Annotated in this window: 11 protein-coding genes, 1 tRNA gene and 3 rRNA genes; 2 read left to right on the plus strand and 13 right to left on the minus strand. The window is 51.2% G+C overall.

Annotated features, from left to right (window positions below):
- Positions 1-2 precede the first annotated feature (2 nt).
- The 8 genes from metH to J1C60_RS17080 form a co-directional block, all read right to left on the minus strand.
- On the minus strand, positions 3-3,686 hold the full coding sequence (metH, locus tag J1C60_RS17045; protein ID WP_128175768.1) for a methionine synthase: 3,684 nt from the start codon (positions 3,684-3,686) through the stop codon (positions 3-5).
- Between the two features lie 145 nt (positions 3,687-3,831).
- Complete coding sequence (gene metA / locus J1C60_RS17050) at positions 3,832-4,761, minus strand: homoserine O-acetyltransferase MetA (protein WP_128175769.1); 930 nt, start codon at positions 4,759-4,761, stop codon at positions 3,832-3,834.
- Positions 4,762-5,032: 271 nt separating this feature from the next.
- Complete coding sequence (locus tag J1C60_RS17055; protein ID WP_375139781.1) at positions 5,033-6,118, minus strand: porin; 1,086 nt, start codon at positions 6,116-6,118, stop codon at positions 5,033-5,035.
- Between the two features lie 387 nt (positions 6,119-6,505).
- Positions 6,506-6,940 carry an IS200/IS605 family transposase gene (gene tnpA / locus J1C60_RS17060; protein ID WP_182611452.1) on the minus strand — a complete coding sequence of 145 codons (435 nt, stop codon included), beginning with the start codon at positions 6,938-6,940 and terminating at the stop codon, positions 6,506-6,508.
- A gap of 168 nt (positions 6,941-7,108) precedes the next feature.
- Positions 7,109-7,224, minus strand: a 5S ribosomal RNA gene (gene rrf, locus J1C60_RS17065).
- 100 nt (positions 7,225-7,324) lie between these two features.
- Positions 7,325-10,232: ribosomal RNA gene (locus tag J1C60_RS17070) — 23S ribosomal RNA — on the minus strand.
- A gap of 215 nt (positions 10,233-10,447) precedes the next feature.
- Positions 10,448-10,523: transfer RNA gene (locus tag J1C60_RS17075), tRNA-Glu, on the minus strand.
- A gap of 105 nt (positions 10,524-10,628) precedes the next feature.
- Positions 10,629-12,170, minus strand: a 16S ribosomal RNA gene (locus tag J1C60_RS17080).
- The 16S, 23S and 5S rRNA genes sit together here with 1 tRNA gene alongside, the layout of an rRNA operon.
- A 599-nt stretch (positions 12,171-12,769) precedes the next feature.
- Here J1C60_RS17080 and purH point away from each other — a divergent pair.
- Both purH and purD read left to right on the plus strand, forming a co-directional pair.
- The gene (gene purH, locus J1C60_RS17085; protein ID WP_128176738.1) at positions 12,770-14,359 is read left to right on the plus strand and encodes a bifunctional phosphoribosylaminoimidazolecarboxamide formyltransferase/IMP cyclohydrolase; all 1,590 of its coding nucleotides are present in this window, start codon (positions 12,770-12,772) and stop codon (positions 14,357-14,359) included.
- A 21-nt stretch (positions 14,360-14,380) separates the two neighbouring features.
- On the plus strand, positions 14,381-15,661 hold the full coding sequence (purD, locus tag J1C60_RS17090; protein ID WP_128176740.1) for a phosphoribosylamine--glycine ligase: 1,281 nt from the start codon (positions 14,381-14,383) through the stop codon (positions 15,659-15,661).
- A 61-nt stretch (positions 15,662-15,722) separates the two neighbouring features.
- On the opposite strand, the gene J1C60_RS17095 is transcribed toward purD, so the two are convergent.
- The 5 genes from J1C60_RS17095 to hemE form a co-directional block, all read right to left on the minus strand.
- Positions 15,723-16,370 carry a DUF1481 domain-containing protein gene (locus tag J1C60_RS17095; RefSeq protein ID WP_128176742.1) on the minus strand — a complete coding sequence of 216 codons (648 nt, stop codon included), beginning with the start codon at positions 16,368-16,370 and terminating at the stop codon, positions 15,723-15,725.
- Positions 16,371-16,531: 161 nt separating this feature from the next.
- Positions 16,532-16,804 (minus strand): nucleoid-associated protein HU-alpha, encoded by a 273-nt coding sequence (gene hupA / locus J1C60_RS17100; RefSeq protein WP_002438605.1) that lies wholly within the window; start codon positions 16,802-16,804, stop codon positions 16,532-16,534.
- Positions 16,805-16,991: 187 nt separating this feature from the next.
- A complete protein-coding gene (locus J1C60_RS17105; RefSeq protein WP_128176744.1) occupies positions 16,992-17,582 on the minus strand; it encodes a YjaG family protein in 591 nt (196 codons plus the stop codon).
- A gap of 65 nt (positions 17,583-17,647) precedes the next feature.
- A complete protein-coding gene (gene nfi, locus J1C60_RS17110; RefSeq protein ID WP_128176746.1) occupies positions 17,648-18,316 on the minus strand; it encodes a deoxyribonuclease V in 669 nt (222 codons plus the stop codon).
- A gap of 2 nt (positions 18,317-18,318) precedes the next feature.
- The gene (gene hemE, locus J1C60_RS17115; RefSeq protein WP_128176748.1) at positions 18,319-19,386 is read right to left on the minus strand and encodes a uroporphyrinogen decarboxylase; all 1,068 of its coding nucleotides are present in this window, start codon (positions 19,384-19,386) and stop codon (positions 18,319-18,321) included.
- Positions 19,387-19,460: the final 74 nt, after the last annotated feature.

Consider the following 19,460-nt stretch of genomic DNA (forward strand, 5'->3'; position numbering starts at 1 on the left):
CATTAATCCGCATCATAGCCCAGGTTTGGTGCCAACCAGCGCTCAACCTCGCTTACCGGCATGCCTTTACGCACAGCATAATCTTCAATCTGATCGCGCTGCAGCTGCGCGACGGCGAAATACTTACTGTCCGGATGGCTAAAATACCAGCCGGAAACCGCTGCGCCAGGCCACATGGCAAACGACTCAGTTAATCGCATGCCCGTGTGCGTTTCAACATCCAGTAACTGCCAGATGGCGGCTTTTTCCGTATGCTCAGGGCAGGCGGGATAGCCAGGGGCCGGGCGGATTCCCTGATAATTTTCCCGAATCAGCTCTTCATTACTGAGGTTTTCATTAGCAGCATAACCCCACATGACTTTACGCACACGCTCGTGCAGATACTCGGCAAAGGCTTCCGCTAAGCGATCTGCCAGGGCTTTAACCATGATTTTATTATAATCATCATGTTGTGCATCAAAAGCCTCTGCCAGCGTGTCTTCTTCAAGACCGCCAGTTACCGCAAATGCCCCCAAATAATCGGCTTTGCCACTGGATTTCGGCGCGACAAAATCGGCAAGACAATAATTGGCAAATCCTGTTTTCTCTGTTTGCTGGCGTAAGTGATGACTCACTTTTATAACCTGAGCCCGCGATTCATCTTGATAGATTTCGATATCATCGCCTACGCGGTTAGCCGGAAAAATACCGACCACGCCACGAGGGTTTAAGGCACCTTCTGCGTGTAAACGATCCAGCATCGTATTAGCATCAATAAAAAGTCGCTTCGCCTCTTCGCCAACAACCTCATCCTCAAGGATTCGTGGGTATTTACCGGCCAATGACCAGGTCATAAAAAATGGCGTCCAGTCGATATAATGGCGTAATGTTTCAATACTGGCCTCAACCTTGCTGATGCCTAAACGATGCGCGACCGGTGGCGTGTACTGCGCCCAGTCGAATGCCAGATCGTTATCACGCGCGGCCTGCAAAGTAATCGGTGGCGTACGCGGTTTTTTACGGGCGTGCTGTATCCGTACGGTGTCATACTCTTTACGGGTGCGGGCAACGAAGTCATCATACTGTGTTGCTGACAGCAGCGCAGACACAACACCTACAGTACGCGAAGCGTTTTGTACATAAACCGTCGGACCACTGTAGTTCTGTTCGATTTTCACCGCCGTGTGTGCTTTCGATGTGGTTGCGCCACCGATTAATAACGGAATGGTGAAGCCCTGACGCTCCATCTCTTTCGCCACATTGACCATCTCATCCAGTGACGGCGTGATCAACCCGGAAAGGCCGATGATATCCGCGTTTACCTCACGTGCAGTTTTCAAAATCTTCTCGCCCGGCACCATAACGCCAAGGTCAATGATCTCGTAGTTGTTACATTGCAATACCACACCCACGATATTTTTACCGATATCGTGCACATCACCTTTTACCGTCGCCAGCACGATTTTACCGTTAGTTTGGCCTTTCTCTTTACTGGCTTCGATATAAGGTTCCAGATATGCCACCGCCTGCTTCATAACCCGTGCTGACTTGACCACTTGGGGCAGAAACATTTTACCTTCACCAAACAGGTCACCGACCACGTTCATCCCCGCCATTAGCGGGCCTTCGATGACCTCAATAGGACGAGATGCTTTTTGGCGAGCCGCTTCGGTATCTTCTTCAATAAACTCGGTAATCCCTTTTACCAGAGAATATTCCAGACGTTGTTCTACCTCCCAGCCACGCCATTCAGCCTGCTGTTTGGTACTCTCTTCACTGGATTTATTGCCCTTATATTTTTCCGCAAGCTCAAGCAGGCGTTCGGTGCTGTCATCCCGGCGATTGAGCACCACATCTTCGACAGCATCACGCAGCTCATTGGACAAATCATCATAAATCGCCAGTTGTCCGGCGTTGACGATCCCCATATCCATCCCTTTACGGATGGCATAGTAGAGGAACACCGCATGGATCGCCTCGCGCACCGGGTCATTACCCCGAAACGAGAAAGAAACGTTCGAGACGCCGCCCGAAATCATCGCGTGAGGCAGTTCGCGTTTAATATCCTCACAGGCACCGATAAAGTCCTGTGCATAATTGTTATGCTCTTCGATACCGGTTGCCACCGCGAAGATATTTGGGTCAAAAATAATATCTTCAGGTGGGAACCCCACTTCTTCGGTCAGAATTTTATAGGCACGCCGGCAGATTTCGGTTTTCCGCTCGCGCGTATCCGCCTGCCCGGCCTCATCAAAGGCCATCACGACCACGGCGGCACCATAACGACGAACCAGCCGCGCATGATGAATAAATGTGTCAACACCCTCTTTCATTGAGATGGAGTTAACGATGCCTTTACCCTGGATGCACTTCAGTCCTTTTTCGATCACATCCCATTTAGAAGAGTCAATCATGATCGGGACGCGGGCAATATCCGGTTCACCAGCAATCAGATTAAGAAAGCGCACCATTGCCGCTTCCGCATCCAGCATTCCTTCATCCATATTGATGTCGATGATCTGCGCGCCACTTTCTACCTGCTGACGCGCAACATCCAACGCTTCATTATATTTTTCTTCCTTAATCAGCCGCTTAAATTTCGCAGATCCGGTGACATTGGTACGCTCACCGACGTTAACAAATAATGATTCAGCGGTGATATTAAGAGGTTCCAGACCTGAAAGACGGCAAGCTACTGGCAGATCAGGCACCTGACGCGGCGTAACGCCGGCCACCACATCCACAATAGCGGCAATATGTGCTGGTGTGGTGCCGCAGCAGCCGCCAACAATGTTAAGAAACCCCGCGCGTGCCCATTCACCAATCTGTTCGGCCATGATCTCAGCATCAAGATCGTACTCACCAAAGGCATTAGGCAATCCTGCATTCGGATGGGCTGTAACATAGCATTCCGCCATACGTGACATTTCAGCGACGTATTGACGCAATTCATCCGGACCTAACGCACAGTTAAGGCCAAAGGATAACGGTTGAGCGTGCCGTAAGGCGTTATAAAAGGCTTCGGTTGTTTGACCTGAAAGTGTACGTCCCGACGCATCGGTGATGGTGCCAGAGATCATCAGAGGCAGATTCACACCCAGCGCTTCGAATTCGGTCTGTACCGCAAAAACCGCTGCCTTCGCGTTCAGAGTATCAAACACGGTTTCAATCATGATTAGATCGGCCCCGCCCTCCACCAACGCACGCGTCGATTCGCGGTATGCTTCAACCAATTGATCAAATGTGACATTACGATATGCCGGATCGTTAACATCCGGAGAGATAGAGCAGGTACGGTTAGTTGGACCGAGCACACCGGCAACATAGCGCGGGCGATCGGGTGTTTTGGCCGTCCACTCATCGGCACAAGCGCGTGCCAGCTGTGCAGCAACCCGATTAATCTCTGCTGATAACGACGCCATATGATAGTCAGCCATCGCGATAGTAGTAGAGTTGAAGGTGTTGGTTTCCAGAATATCCGCGCCGGCTTCAAGATAAGCGTTATGAATAGCACTAATCACATCAGGCCGGGTGAGCACCAACAAATCATTATTCCCCTTCAGATCGCTCTGCCAGTCCGCAAAGCGCGCACCGCGAAAATCGTTCTCTTCCAGTTTATAACTTTGGATCATAGTGCCCATCGCACCATCCAGTACCATGATGCGTTTTGCGAGCTGCTGATGCAGCCTTTCTATTCTGTTATTCACACTTGCCTCTTCAACGTCTTTCTGCGGCAGAAATATCAGCAGAACATACTCGCACAACTTTTGCTTCGCAAGCTGGCGGGAAAGAAAGGTATTTTAAACCGAATGGGGAGAACACCCTGAATAACCAGGGAGCGTCGGCAGCGTTTTATTCCAGTGTAGGATTCATACGGCGCAGATCGAACGGCGTGATCTGATAAACATAATAGTTCAGCCAGTTAGAAAACAGCAGATTACCATGGCTACGCCAGCTGGCACGTGGTGGTAGTTCAGGATTATTTTGCGGAAAATAATTAAATGGCACATCAGGGTTTAACCCCGCCTCATAATCCCGATGGTATTCACCTGATAAAGTCAGCGCATCATACTCGGGATGCCCGGTGACAAATGCCAGCCGCTTATCCTTACTGGCGAACAGGTAAGCGCCGGTTTGTTCCGATTCGGCAAAGATCTCGAGGTCGGTATAGTCACGTAACAGCTGGGTGGGAAAATCGGCATAGCGCGAATGAGGCGCCAGAAAATTATCGTCAAATCCACGGGTCAACAGGGCATGCGGATGCAGAATTCGATGTTCGTAGACACCGGATAACTTATTCTCCCGCGTCTGTTTCGGAATACCATAAAGAATATTCAGCGCCGCCTGTACTGCCCAGCAAACGAACAGGGTCGAGGTTACGTGTTCATTTGCCCAATGCAATACCCGCTGAATTTGTGGCCAGTACGCTACATCATTAAAGTCAACTAGTCCAAGCGGTGCGCCAGTTACGATCAGCCCATCAAAATTATCATTCTGAATATCTTCAAAATCACAGTAGAAATTATTGAGATGCTCCATTGGTGTATTACGCGATTCACGGCAGTCAATTCGTAATAGCTGGATATCAATTTGCAGAGGGGAGTTTGAAAGCAAACGCAAAAACTGATTCTCAGTTTCAATCTTTTTTGGCATCAGATTCAGCACCAGCACCTTCAGCGGGCGAATTTCCTGAGTGCTTGCGCGCGAAGAAGTCATGACGAAGACATTCTCGTTACGCAGAAAACTCACGGCCGGTAATTCATCGGGTACCCTGATTGGCATAGCCTCTTTTCCTCACGATATACTTTTATACGTTTAGACATCCAGATGCCCAAAGATACTATTTCAGTGTCGTGATGTCGAGGTTTTAGAAGTATGTTGAAAATATTTCAGGGCGCAAAAAGTCAGGATTAATAAGCAGCTCATGCATGCGGGAGCGGAATAATATCATTAATTTTCAGGGATATAATTTATATACCCCTGAAGTGACTGAATATTAATACTGACCTGACATTTTACTCACAACGTAACTGATGCACTATTTGACAGTACATCAGAAGTCGTAGAGCAGTCTGACGAGATTCATATCCCCTAAGTTGTCCGTGCTGGAAGTAAAGACATGTTCGTAATCTATACGGAAGCCATAATCAAACTTGAAGGTAATACCGAGACCGTTATCAATACGCTGATAATTACGTCCAGTCGTATATTCTAAGCGGTCGCCCATCACATAAGGCCGCACCGATTGCAGACCTGTATAAGCAACCGGAATAGTGTAACCCGCAAAATATTCTATGCCCCAGGCATCCCCAGCAAAGTAGTTGTTTGTCTGGCGCACCTGCGTTCTCAGGAAGTTCTTGTACCAGCCCCCGCCAAAAGAAAAAGTCCAGTTATCTGGCTTCCAGCTAAGAGCCGATCCCAGAATGTGCTGATCGTATTTCTTATCATCACCTAAGCCCGGATGCTTAACCACTGCACGCGTTTCATTCCAGGCAGCCCCCCAACTGAGATCTTTCGTCAGGTGGTAATCGACACCGAGAGAACCACCACCTTTACGGCGATAGTGCACGCCATCTGCCGATGAAAGTTCGCTATCAGGCAGCAGCCAGGCGCCGTAGACGTCAGCTTTGCCGTACGTGTTTTTGAATTTGATTTGTTTACGAGCACGATACGAACCATCATAGTCGCCATTAACACCATTGCCTGGCGCCTGACCTAGCATGTCGTAATCCCAAATATCGGTTTTTGCCCCAACGGTATCGTAATAAACACTATTCTGCTGGCCAATGGTGAGCATACCCAGCTCATCACTTTTGAAGCCAGTGTAGAGCATGCGTTTCTGAGTATTCGAGGCTCCCGGGGCATAGTGGTTGTCCCAGTCGAAAACTGCCGGAATATTCACTCCAACTTCATAGTAGGTGTACCAACTTACGCCATCACGCAGGTAGTAGTCTGCGGCAAAGCGGAAACGCGTTCCTCCGTCAAAACCATTACGTTTATAGGATCCTTTATCGCCATCGCCAGTCATGTTGTTAAATTGTGGGCGAATACTCCCACCAACAGTGAAATTAAGCCGGCTGAGCCAATCCGGATTTTCACGGTCTTGCTGTAATAAAGTGATCTCCGCGCGGGCATCCATCGCCCATAGAGAGAGTCCCAGAATGCCGCTTAGCAGCGCCCCGTTTCTTATTTCGTTTCTCATACGTTCCCTTGCGTTTAAATCGGGTTAGTTTACTGGTTATTTTTCTATTATTCCGCAAGGATAAATTGTGCGAGAGAGAAAGAAAAAAAAAGGGTGATTTTGTGCGTTATTTTCTTCAACCGCTCTTTTTGAATACTATTTTCCAGGAAGGCAAATACGGAGAGAATAATCAGCATGTTAGTCGTAACAATTATGGCGTGCTCAGAGGGGGGAGGTGGCATTTCCCGCGGTTAACTCAGGAGCCCCAAAGTAAAAGACCACCTTCTTAGAAGGTGGCTTTTGAGAATGCCCCCTGTAAGGGGGGCTATTGTCACTTTCCGTTTACTACTCTAGCAATTCCATCTGCTGTTCATGCGTTTGTTCCGTTTTCTCCTGATGCCTCACATATCTTCTGATTATTTCTTCATTCACTCCCACCGTATCGACGAAGTAGCCTCGGGACCAAAAATGGTTTCCCCATAGCTTCTTTCTTATGTGTGGAAAACGATTGTAGAGCCTGATCGCGCTACGGCCTTTCAGATGTCCCATCGGGGTTGATATCGAGATTTTTGGTGGGATGATTACGACTAGATGTACATGATCTGGCTGAACATTTAACTCCAGAACCTCACAATCCTTTATTCCGCAGAGAATGTAGATTGTCCTGTAGAGTTCCTTGCCCAGCTTATCTCTCAGGATCCTGAAACGGTACTTAGGCGTCCAGACTATGTGGTATTTGCAACGCCAATATACATGTGATGAACTCCTGTAAAGCCCCATGTCGGTTTGTCTCCTTTTACTTGTGGTGAGTAAGCAGAGATATTCCAACATGGGCATTCTTCAGGCTATAGCCTTACAGGATCAATCACCACCTCCCCAGGAGGTGGTTTAGGGGTGACAACAAAAAAAGCCCCCCGCTTTCGCAGGAGGCTTCTTTCTTTATTTGATGCCTGGCAGTTCCCTACTCTCGCATGGGGAGACCCCACACTACCATCGGCGCTACGGCGTTTCACTTCTGAGTTCGGCATGGGGTCAGGTGGGACCACCGCGCTAGTGCCGCCAGGCAAATTCTTTTCGTGACGCTCATTCTGCGCCACTGATTCTTTATCCGTTTACAAGCCGAAAATCTTTATCGTCTCTCTACCAAAACGCCTCTGGCGTTGTAAGGTTAAGCCTCACGGGTCATTAGTACCGGTTAGCTCAACGCATCGCTGCGCTTACACACCCGGCCTATCAACGTCGTCGTCTTCAACGTCCCTTCAGGACTCTCAAGGAGTCAGGGAAGACTCATCTCGAGGCAAGTTTCGCGCTTAGATGCTTTCAGCGCTTATCTTTTCCGCACTTAGCTACCGGGCAATGCCATTGGCATGACAACCCGAACACCAGTGGTGCGTTCACTCCGGTCCTCTCGTACTAGGAGCAACCCCTCTCAGTCTTCCAGCGCCCACGGCAGATAGGGACCGAACTGTCTCACGACGTTCTAAACCCAGCTCGCGTACCACTTTAAACGGCGAACAGCCGTACCCTTGGGACCTACTTCAGCCCCAGGATGTGATGAGCCGACATCGAGGTGCCAAACACCGCCGTCGATATGAACTCTTGGGCGGTATCAGCCTGTTATCCCCGGAGTACCTTTTATCCGTTGAGCGATGGCCCTTCCATTCAGAACCACCGGATCACTATGACCTGCTTTCGCACCTGCTCGAGCCGTCACTCTCGCAGTCAAGCCAGCTTATGCCATTGCACTAACCTCACGATGTCCGACCGTGATTAGCTGACCTTCGTGCTCCTCCGTTACGCTTTAGGAGGAGACCGCCCCAGTCAAACTACCCACCAGACACTGTCCGCAGCCCGGATAACGGGCCTACGTTAGAACATCAAACGTTAAAGGGTGGTATTTCAAGGTCGGCTCCACGCAGACTGGCGTCCACGCTTCAAAGCCTCCCACCTATCCTACACATCAAGGCTCAATGTTCAGTGTCAAGCTGTAGTAAAGGTTCACGGGGTCTTTCCGTCTTGCCGCGGGTACACTGCATCTTCACAGCGAGTTCAATTTCACTGAGTCTCGGGTGGAGACAGCCTGGCCATCATTACGCCATTCGTGCAGGTCGGAACTTACCCGACAAGGAATTTCGCTACCTTAGGACCGTTATAGTTACGGCCGCCGTTTACCGGGGCTTCGATCAAGAGCTTCTCCTTGCGGATAACCCCATCAATTAACCTTCCGGCACCGGGCAGGCGTCACACCGTATACGTCCACTTTCGTGTTTGCACAGTGCTGTGTTTTTAATAAACAGTTGCAGCCAGCTGGTATCTTCGACTGGCTTCAGCTCCGGGAGCAAGTCCCTTCACCTACGCGCCAGCGTGCCTTCTCCCGAAGTTACGGCACCATTTTGCCTAGTTCCTTCACCCGAGTTCTCTCAAGCGCCTTGGTATTCTCTACCTGACCACCTGTGTCGGTTTGGGGTACGATTCAGTGTTACCTGGAGCTTAGAGGCTTTTCCCGGAAGCAGGGCATTTGTTACTTCAGCACCGTAGTGCCTCGTCATCACGCCTCAGCCTTAAAGCACCCCGGATTTGCCTGGGATGCAAGCCTACACGCTTAAACCGGGACAACCGTCGCCCGGCTAACATAGCCTTCTCCGTCCCCCCTTCGCAGTAACACCAAGTACGGGAATATTAACCCGTTTCCCATCGACTACGCCTTTCGGCCTCGCCTTAGGGGTCGACTCACCCTGCCCCGATTAACGTTGGACAGGAACCCTTGGTCTTCCGGCGAGCGGGCTTTTCACCCGCTTTATCGTTACTTATGTCAGCATTCGCACTTCTGATACCTCCAGCAACCCTCACAGGCCACCTTCAACGGCTTACAGAACGCTCCCCTACCCAACAACGCATAAGCGTCGCTGCCGCAGCTTCGGTGCATGGTTTAGCCCCGTTACATCTTCCGCGCAGGCCGACTCGACCAGTGAGCTATTACGCTTTCTTTAAATGATGGCTGCTTCTAAGCCAACATCCTGGCTGTCTGGGCCTTCCCACATCGTTTCCCACTTAACCATGACTTTGGGACCTTAGCTGGCGGTCTGGGTTGTTTCCCTCTTCACGACGGACGTTAGCACCCGCCGTGTGTCTCCCGTGATAACATTCTCCGGTATTCGCAGTTTGCATCGGGTTGGTAAGCCGGGATGGCCCCCTAGCCGAAACAGTGCTCTACCCCCGGAGATGAGTTCACGAGGCGCTACCTAAATAGCTTTCGGGGAGAACCAGCTATCTCCCGGTTTGATTGGCCTTTCACCCCCAGCCACAAGTCATCCGCTAATTTTTCAACATTAGTCGGTTCGGTCCTCCAGTTAGTGTTACCCAACCTTCAACCTGCCCATGGCTAGATCACCGGGTTTCGGGTCTATACCCTGCAACTTAACGCCCAGTTAAGACTCGGTTTCCCTGCGGCTCCCCTATACGGTTAACCTTGCTACAGAATATAAGTCGCTGACCCATTATACAAAAGGTACGCAGTCACCCCATTAAAGAGGCTCCCACTGCTTGTACGTACACGGTTTCAGGTTCTTTTTCACTCCCCTCGCCGGGGTTCTTTTCGCCTTTCCCTCACGGTACTGGTTCACTATCGGTCAGTCAGGAGTATTTAGCCTTGGAGGATGGTCCCCCCATATTCAGACAGGATACCACGTGTCCCGCCCTACTCTTCGAACTCACAGCAGGTGCATCTTCGTGTACGGGGCTTTCACCCTGTGTCGCGCGACTTTCCAGACGCTTCCACTGATGCACAAGCTGATGATGGTTCCGGGCTCCTCCCCGTTCGCTCGCCGCTACTGGGGGAATCTCGGTTGATTTCTTTTCCTCGGGGTACTTAGATGTTTCAGTTCCCCCGGTTCGCCTCATGCCACTATGTATTCATGACATGATAGTGCAACGGATTGCACTGGGTTTCCCCATTCGGGTATCGCCGGTTATAACGGTTCATATCACCTTACCGGCGCTTATCGCAGATTAGCACGCCCTTCATCGCCTCTGACTGCCAGGGCATCCACCGTGTACGCTTAGTCGCTTAACCTCACAACCCACAGGCGTTTTGCAACGCATACGTGTCGTGATAATTTGAGAGACTCGAACACACCGCCTTCATTCTTTATTACGGAAGAATGACGCGACGTGTCGTTTCAATTTTCAGCTTGTTCCGGATTGTTAAAGAGCAATATCTTAAAACCTGACTCGCGAAAGTCAGCTTTAAGCTATTTTTTGATAACGTCTTTCACTCGTTATCAGATATGGCGTCCCCAAGGGGATTCGAACCCCTGTTACAGCCGTGAAAGGGCAGTGTCCTGGGCCTCTAGACGATGGGGACACGAAATTTGCTTAACCGGCAACCGGTAAGCAAACGGCAATGCAATTGCTCATTACATCTATCAGACAATCTGTTGTGGACACTGCGCCGGAAAGTATCTTCAGGTAAGGAGGTGATCCAACCGCAGGTTCCCCTACGGTTACCTTGTTACGACTTCACCCCAGTCATGAATCACAAAGTGGTAAGCGCCCTCCCGAAGGTTAAGCTACCTACTTCTTTTGCAACCCACTCCCATGGTGTGACGGGCGGTGTGTACAAGGCCCGGGAACGTATTCACCGTGGCATTCTGATCCACGATTACTAGCGATTCCGACTTCACGGAGTCGAGTTGCAGACTCCGATCCGGACTACGACGCACTTTATGAGGTCCGCTTGCTCTCGCGAGGTCGCTTCTCTTTGTATGCGCCATTGTAGCACGTGTGTAGCCCTGGTCGTAAGGGCCATGATGACTTGACGTCATCCCCACCTTCCTCCGGTTTATCACCGGCAGTCTCCTTTGAGTTCCCGGCCGAACCGCTGGCAACAAAGGATAAGGGTTGCGCTCGTTGCGGGACTTAACCCAACATTTCACAACACGAGCTGACGACAGCCATGCAGCACCTGTCTCACAGTTCCCGAAGGCACCAATCCATCTCTGGAAAGTTCTGTGGATGTCAAGACCAGGTAAGGTTCTTCGCGTTGCATCGAATTAAACCACATGCTCCACCGCTTGTGCGGGCCCCCGTCAATTCATTTGAGTTTTAACCTTGCGGCCGTACTCCCCAGGCGGTCGACTTAACGCGTTAGCTCCGGAAGCCACGCCTCAAGGGCACAACCTCCAAGTCGACATCGTTTACGGCGTGGACTACCAGGGTATCTAATCCTGTTTGCTCCCCACGCTTTCGCACCTGAGCGTCAGTCTTCGTCCAGGGGGCCGCCTTCGCCACCGGTATTCCTCCAGATCTCTACGCATTTCACCGCTACACCTGGAATTCTACCCCCCTCTACGAGACTCAAGCCTGCCAGTTTCAAATGCAGTTCCCGGGTTGAGCCCGGGGATTTCACATCTGACTTAACAGACCGCCTGCGTGCGCTTTACGCCCAGTAATTCCGATTAACGCTTGCACCCTCCGTATTACCGCGGCTGCTGGCACGGAGTTAGCCGGTGCTTCTTCTGCGGGTAACGTCAATGAAAAAGGTTATTAACCTCTCTCCCTTCCTCCCCGCTGAAAGTACTTTACAACCCGAAGGCCTTCTTCATACACGCGGCATGGCTGCATCAGGCTTGCGCCCATTGTGCAATATTCCCCACTGCTGCCTCCCGTAGGAGTCTGGACCGTGTCTCAGTTCCAGTGTGGCTGGTCATCCTCTCAGACCAGCTAGAGATCGTCGCCTAGGTGAGCCGTTACCCCACCTACTAGCTAATCTCATCTGGGTTCATCCGATGGTGTGAGGCCCGAAGGTCCCCCACTTTGGTCTTGCGACGTTATGCGGTATTAGCTACCGTTTCCAGTAGTTATCCCCCTCCATCGGGCAGATCCCCAGACATTACTCACCCGTCCGCCACTCGTCACCCGAAGAGCAAGCTCTTCTGTGCTACCGTTCGACTTGCATGTGTTAGGCCTGCCGCCAGCGTTCAATCTGAGCCATGATCAAACTCTTCAATTTAAAGTTTGATTTGCTTCAACTCGTGAAGCGATGCTCAAGGAAAACGTCGTAATGAATTTATTACGTGTTCACTCTTAAGACTTGATATTTTTTACGTCCGGAGACGTTGATATCAATCCTGCGAGTGCCCACACAGATTGTCTGATAAATTGTTAAAGAGCGGTGCAGTCAGCGGCTTCGCCTGCTGCTGCGAGGTGGCGTATATTACGCTTTCCTCTTTCAGAGTCAACCCCTTAAATCAGGAATTTTCTCTTTATCTTTCAGCCGCTGAGCGTTTGCTCTGCTGCCGTTCGATGGAGGCGCATTATAGGGACTTCCGCGCAGGCCGCAACAGCTAATTTACGATAAATTGACTGTTTGCTGCATTCCACAGCAAAAGGGCACCTTATACGCAGTTATGCACAAACTTATCCACATTCATTCATAATCCGCAATTTTGACGAGCATCACGCAAACGTTTTCGCTACAATGCCCGGCGACAAAATGGCCTCTCCTTTGGGGTGTTACATGAAGCTTTGCTCTCCTTTTACTCATTAAGGAAAAGCTAAACTTGATGTAACGCTCTCTATTTTGCGAACCAAAGCCAAGGGATAAACCTCATGCAACAACCTCGTCCTGTACGCCGCGCGCTGCTCAGCGTGTCTGACAAAGCCGGTATCCTCGAATTCGCTCAGGCACTCTCAAGCCGTGGTGTGGAACTGCTTTCTACCGGCGGTACTGCACGTCTGCTGGCTGATGCTGGTCTGCCCGTGACGGAAGTCTCTGACTATACCGGTTTCCCGGAGATGATGGATGGCCGCGTAAAAACACTACATCCGAAAGTGCATGGCGGTATTTTAGGGCGGCGCGGCCAGGATGACGCCATTATGGCAGAACACAGCATCTCTCCGATTGATATGGTCGTCGTTAACCTCTATCCCTTTGCCCAGACGGTCGCCCGCGAAGGATGCTCTTTAGAGGACGCGGTTGAAAATATTGATATCGGCGGCCCAACGATGGTCCGTTCTGCGGCAAAGAACCATAAAGACGTTGCGATTGTTGTAAAAAGTAATGATTACCACGCCATCATTAACGAGATGGATACACACGCCAACGGACTGACGCTTGAGACGCGTTTTGATCTGGCGATCAAGGCGTTCGAGCATACTGCCGCCTATGACAGTATGATTGCTAACTACTTCGGTAGTCTGGTTCCCGCTTATCATGGCGAAACCAATCAACCAGCCGGACGCTTCCCACGTACGCTGAATCTCAACTTTATTAAGAAGCAGGATATGCGCTACGGTGAAAATAGCCATCAGGATGCTGCCTTCTATATAGAAGAGAATCCAGGAGAAGCCTCTGTAGCAACTGCACAGCAAGTCCAGGGTAAGGCACTCTCTTACAATAATATCGCCGATACCGATGCCGCTCTCGAGTGCGTTAAAGAGTTTGACGAACCCGCCTGCGTTATCGTAAAGCATGCTAACCCCTGCGGCGTTGCCGTTGGCGAGAGTCTGCTTGATGCTTACGATCGCGCCTATAAAACCGATCCAACCTCTTCCTTTGGCGGCATTATTGCCTTTAACCGCGAACTGGACGAAGCCACAGCGCAAGCCATTATCAGCCGTCAGTTTGTTGAGGTAATCATTGCGCCTTCTGCCAGCACAGCCGCGCTGAAAATCACCGCGACCAAACAAAATGTGCGTGTCTTGACCTGTGGGCAATGGCAGCAACGTCAGTCAGGTCTGGATTTCAAACGTGTTAACGGTGGTCTGTTGGTTCAAGACCGTGATTTAGGTATGGTCACTGCCGGACAGCTGCGCGTGGTCAGTCAGCGTCAACCTACAGAGCAAGAATTACGTGATGCGCTATTCTGCTGGAAAGTGGCGAAGTTTGTTAAGTCTAATGCCATTGTCTACGCACGTGACAATATGACCGTGGGTATTGGCGCTGGCCAAATGAGCCGCGTCTACTCAGCCAAAATCGCCGGCATTAAAGCGGCAGACGAAGGACTGGCAGTCGAAGGCTGTGCGATGGCCTCCGATGCGTTCTTCCCGTTCCGTGACGGTATTGATGCCGCCGCCGCCGTGGGTGTGAGCTGTGTTATCCAGCCAGGCGGATCCATTCGTGACGATGAAGTTATCGCCGCGGCTGATGAGCATGGTATCGCTATGATCTTTACCGACATGCGTCATTTCCGCCATTAATTATCCTACGGAGACTTCCTGATGAAAATTTTAGTTATCGGTAATGGCGGGCGCGAGCATGCGCTGGCCTGGAAAGCCTCGCTGTCGCCTCTGGCAGATACCGTGTTTGTGGCACCGGGCAATGCCGGCACGGCTCTGGAGCCCGCGCTGCAAAACGTGGCGATTAGCGCCACTGACATTCCAGCACTGCTGGACTTCGCACTGAATGAGAAAATCGATCTGACGATTGTTGGGCCGGAAGCGCCACTGGTCATTGGCGTCGTCGATACCTTCCGTGCTGCCGGCCTGAAGATTTTTGGCCCGACACAAGCTGCCGCACAGCTTGAAGGTTCGAAAGCCTTTACCAAAGATTTCCTCGCACGTCATCACATCCCGACAGCGGAATATCAAAATTTTACCGAGGTTGAGCCTGCACTGGCTTGGGTTCGTGCAAAAGGTGCGCCCATCGTCATCAAAGCCGATGGGCTGGCCGCGGGTAAAGGCGTGATCGTTGCCATGACACTGCAGGAAGCAGAAGACGCCATTCAGGATATGCTGGCAGGTAATGCCTTTGGTGACGCCGGCCACCGTATCGTGATAGAAGAATTCCTCGACGGGGAGGAAGCCAGTTTTATCGTGATGGTCGACGGTGAAAATGTATTGCCTATGGCCACCAGCCAGGACCATAAACGCGTAGGTGACGGCGATACCGGCCCTAATACGGGCGGAATGGGTGCTTATTCGCCTGCCCCCGTTGTCACCGATGAAATTCATCAGCGCGTGATGGATGAGGTGATCTGGCCGACCGTACGCGGTATGGCCGCGGAAGGGAATGTCTATACCGGCTTCCTGTATGCAGGCTTGATGATCGATAGTAACAATCAGCCCAAAGTGATTGAGTTCAACTGCCGCTTTGGCGATCCCGAAACGCAACCGATCATGCTGCGACTCCAGTCCGATCTGGTGGAACTTTGTCTGGCTGGCTGCGAAGGTAAGCTGGACCAAAAAGTGTCAAAATGGGATCCCCGCCCTTCTCTTGGCGTCGTGCTGGCTGCGGGCGGCTATCCGGGCGATTACAACACCGGCGATACCATACACGGTCTGCCGCTTGAAGAAGTGCCTGACGGGAAAGTTTTTCACGCGGGTACTAAAATGCAAGATGACCTTGTGGTAACAAATGGGGGCCGCGTGCTGTGCGTTACCGCGCTTGGCGAGGATGTCGCCGCCGCACAAAAACACGCCTATGCGCTTATGCAGCCTATCTCCTGGAAAGGCAGTTTCTGCCGCCGCGATATTGGCTACCGCGCGATTAATCGCAAGTAATATGATCGGGGCAGAATCTGTTCTGCCCTGAACTCTTCCCGCCGTTGAGCATCACTGCCGACTAAAAGTCAGCTTCTTTGGGTTCCCACTTACAGTAATCCTCATCCGCAACCAGCAATAGCTGAGTACCTTCTGGTGCGTCCAGCCAGGCAATACTTAGTGTCTGACGCGATGCTGACTGCCGCTGCAGGATATGCTGTCTGTCACTGTTTTCAAAACGCGGTTTGACCACGGTTCCCTGGCAGGTTTTTACTGTGCCATCGGATAACCAGTGTCCCTGTTTTAGCATTACTCGACCTGAAGCCAGCGTATCACTCACTTTCAACATACGTTGGGCATCGAATTTATATAGATCAACGGCATCATTTGAAACCGCTTCCCGGCGCCCCGCAAGCTGGCGCTGCATAAAGCTCAGGCTACCGTCATGGTCGAAACGCAATGTAACATCGTCAGGTTTGCCGCCTCGGATATGCCGCTCAACCGCAACCAGTTTGCCATTCTGCCAGTTGTAATCGGTTATTTCGGTGGCATCACCATTAAATGGGCTAAAGACCGTCATCAGATGTGCAACCTGTTGCTGGTTCTCTTTGCGCCATATGCGAACAGCGCCACGATCGGCAAGATAGCCACTCGCAGTGAAATCAGGCAAAGGAGAGTGGGAGCTGCAGCCCACAAGAATCACAGCAAAAACGAGGAGCACGTATTTCATAAATCCTCGCACAGAGGTTTAGCCGCTATAAGCGCTGATATGAAGGCCTAAAAATATGGACATATGCATACCACCTGTACATCGCTGCACATGCCTCTGCAACAGATCAAAACAAGAGGGGCGAATATCGCCCCCCTGTTCAAACCTTCACCGTAACGCTATTACTTGACAGCGTCTTTCAGTGCCTTACCAGATACAAATGCCGGTACGTTCGCAGCAGCAATTTTGATCTCTTTGCCTGTCTGCGGGTTGCGGCCAGTACGCTCAGCACGGTGGTTAACTTTAAAAGTACCAAAACCAACCAGTTGTACAGCATCACCTTCTTTAAGAGACTCAGTAATCGCAGCCAGGGTAGATTCCAGAGCAGCTTTAGCCTGGGTCTTAGACAGGTCTGCTTTGTCCGCAATTACATCAATCAGTTGAGTCTTGTTCATAAGTTATCCTTACAGTGTATTTATCGCTTGCTAAGCATCAAGTGCGAGGGAAAAGCCGTATTCGGCACTCTTCAGCCAGCACGCACCGATAGCCACATTTTTTAGCCCCCCAAATGTAGACCAGAGAGGGGGCGGATGTGAAGCCTTTAGGCATGACAAATCAGGCGTTAAGTCACGTTTTATCGCCTCATTGCTCAAATTTCATACCGATGTTACTGATTCCTGACTCTCGCAGGTCAGATCGCAACCCTTTGATCAGGTCCAGGTCACGCTCTTCACAGGCTGCCAGCAGGCGGAAAATTTCCCACTGGATATCCCATTCCTCCTCCACCGCAGGGTTCTCTTTAAGCTCTTCATCGGTCATTTCACGACCGGCCTGAGTCATTTCAAGAATCGCCACGGTAGTAATCGAGGTTTCGCTTACTTCAATGGCCTGGGCGAGCGTTTCACCGCTTAACAACGCATGCAGTAGATCGCTTAGCGCGACACAGGCATCGATGGCAGGATGAACACCATAAACGTCGTAATCCTCAGAAACAGGAATGATCTCTTCAAGTTTCTCCAACTGGCTATCAAAATTTATTTTGGCTTCTTTTACTACCAGCGTTTCCCAAACAAGGTCGAGGATGCGGCGGTAAATCTGGGGCTCGGCAAAACCGGTTTGCTGGCAAAATGCCCAGTAATTAGGGTACATACGCTCGCACAGACAAGCCATGAAGGTCAGATGCTGCCAGCTTTCTAGTTTTTCCAGCCGCAGGTGAATCGGATTACGTAACATGTTGGGATCTCATAGGCAATAACGCACGGCGTGCAGTGTACCCGAAAAGTGCACAGCGAACATCGTTAACCCTGCTGCTGCCAACGCACAAAGGCGCTGCGCTGCGAAGCCACGGCATCCGCCCAGCGTGTAGGTTCTGGCAGACGATAGCCCGCCATGCATTTTTCTACCCACTGCAGCGCGCTGTCCATGCCGACACGGTGTCCGGTAGAGATAAATAGCGGGTTGCAACGCTTCTTACTGCGCCATACCCAACCGATGGCCTCGCCTTTATCCAGCAGCGGTTGGCGGGCGCCGACCTCATCACTCAAGGGCTCAAACTTGCCACACAGACGACGCTTAGCCACGCCGATCGTGGGCACATTAACTAACAGCCCAAAATGGCTGGCAACACCAAGACGGCGCGGATGAGAGATACCATGCCCATCGACAAACAGTAAATCCGGGCGATGTTCTAACATCTGCCATGCCGCTATCAGCGCCGGATATTCACGAAACGAGAGAAAACCGGGGATATAAGGCAAGGTGGTGGCAATGCGCGCCACCTTGTATTCAACCAGCTTCAGTGAAGGATATTCAAGGATCACCAGCGCTGCGCGCGTCACCTCTCCCTGTTGTTCAAACCCGACATCCGCCCCGGCAATCAGACGCGGAGGAAAAATATCGAAATCATCGTGCCGAACCACTTCGGTTGCGCGTGCGATTTGCTCAGCACGCAGCGCCTGCATATCCATGACTACTCCTGATGATATTGACGTGACAGTTTATGCACCGCCTCGACAAACACGCCTGCATGTTCCGGTGACACATCCTGGTGAATACCGTGGCCCAGATTAAAGACATGCCCTTCACCCTGGCCAAACCCTGACAATATAGACGCCACTTCCTGTTCAATGCGCTCAGGAGAGGCATACAGCATAGAAGGATCCATATTGCCCTGGATCGCAACTTTATCGCCCACACGGCGACGAGCTTCAGCAATATCCATCGTCCAGTCGAGGCCAAGCGCATCACAACCTGTTTCCGCCATCGCTTCCAGCCACTGACCGCCGCCTTTGGTGAATAAGGTTACCGGTACGCGTCGACCGTCATTTTCATGCAGTAGCCCATCAACAATTTTATGCATGTAATACAATGAAAAATCGAGATAATCCCGCCCTGTCAGCACGCCGCCCCAGGTATCAAATATCATGACTGACTGCGCGCCGGCGCGAATCTGTGCATTAAGGTAAAGCGTGACGCTGTCCGCCAGTTTATCCAGCATCAGATGCAGGATTTCAGGCTCGGCGTACATCATTTTTTTAATCTTCGTAAAAGCTTTACTGCTACCGCCTTCCACCATGTAAGTCGCCAGCGTCCACGGACTGCCCGAAAAGCCGATAAGCGGCACAGCGCCGTTAAGGTTCTTACGAATGGTACGCACCGCATTCATCACATAACCTAATTCCTGTTCGGGATCGGGAATCGGAAGCTTTTCAACATCGGCACGGCAGGTAACTGGAGAGGAAAAACGTGGCCCTTCTCCCGCCTCAAACCACAGGCCGAGCCCCATTGCATCGGGGATCGTCAGGATATCCGAGAACAGGATTGCCGCATCAAGCGGATAGCGACGCAACGGCTGTAGCGTCACTTCACAGGCCAGTTCCGCATTTTTGCACAGCGACATAAAGTCACCAGCCTCCGCACGTGTCGCTTTATACTCTGGCAAATAACGCCCTGCCTGTCGCATCATCCATACCGGCGTCACATCAACCGGCTGGCGTAATAAAGCGCGTAAATAACGATCGTTCTTCAATTCGCTCATGATAAAACTCTCTAAAACACAGGCACGTAGTGTATACCCAAACCAGATTAGGGTGCAGTAAGGCCGCAATATCT

The sequence above is a fragment of the [Pantoea] beijingensis genome (assembly GCF_022647505.1).
In the GTDB taxonomy this organism is placed as follows: domain Bacteria; phylum Pseudomonadota; class Gammaproteobacteria; order Enterobacterales; family Enterobacteriaceae; genus Erwinia; species Erwinia beijingensis.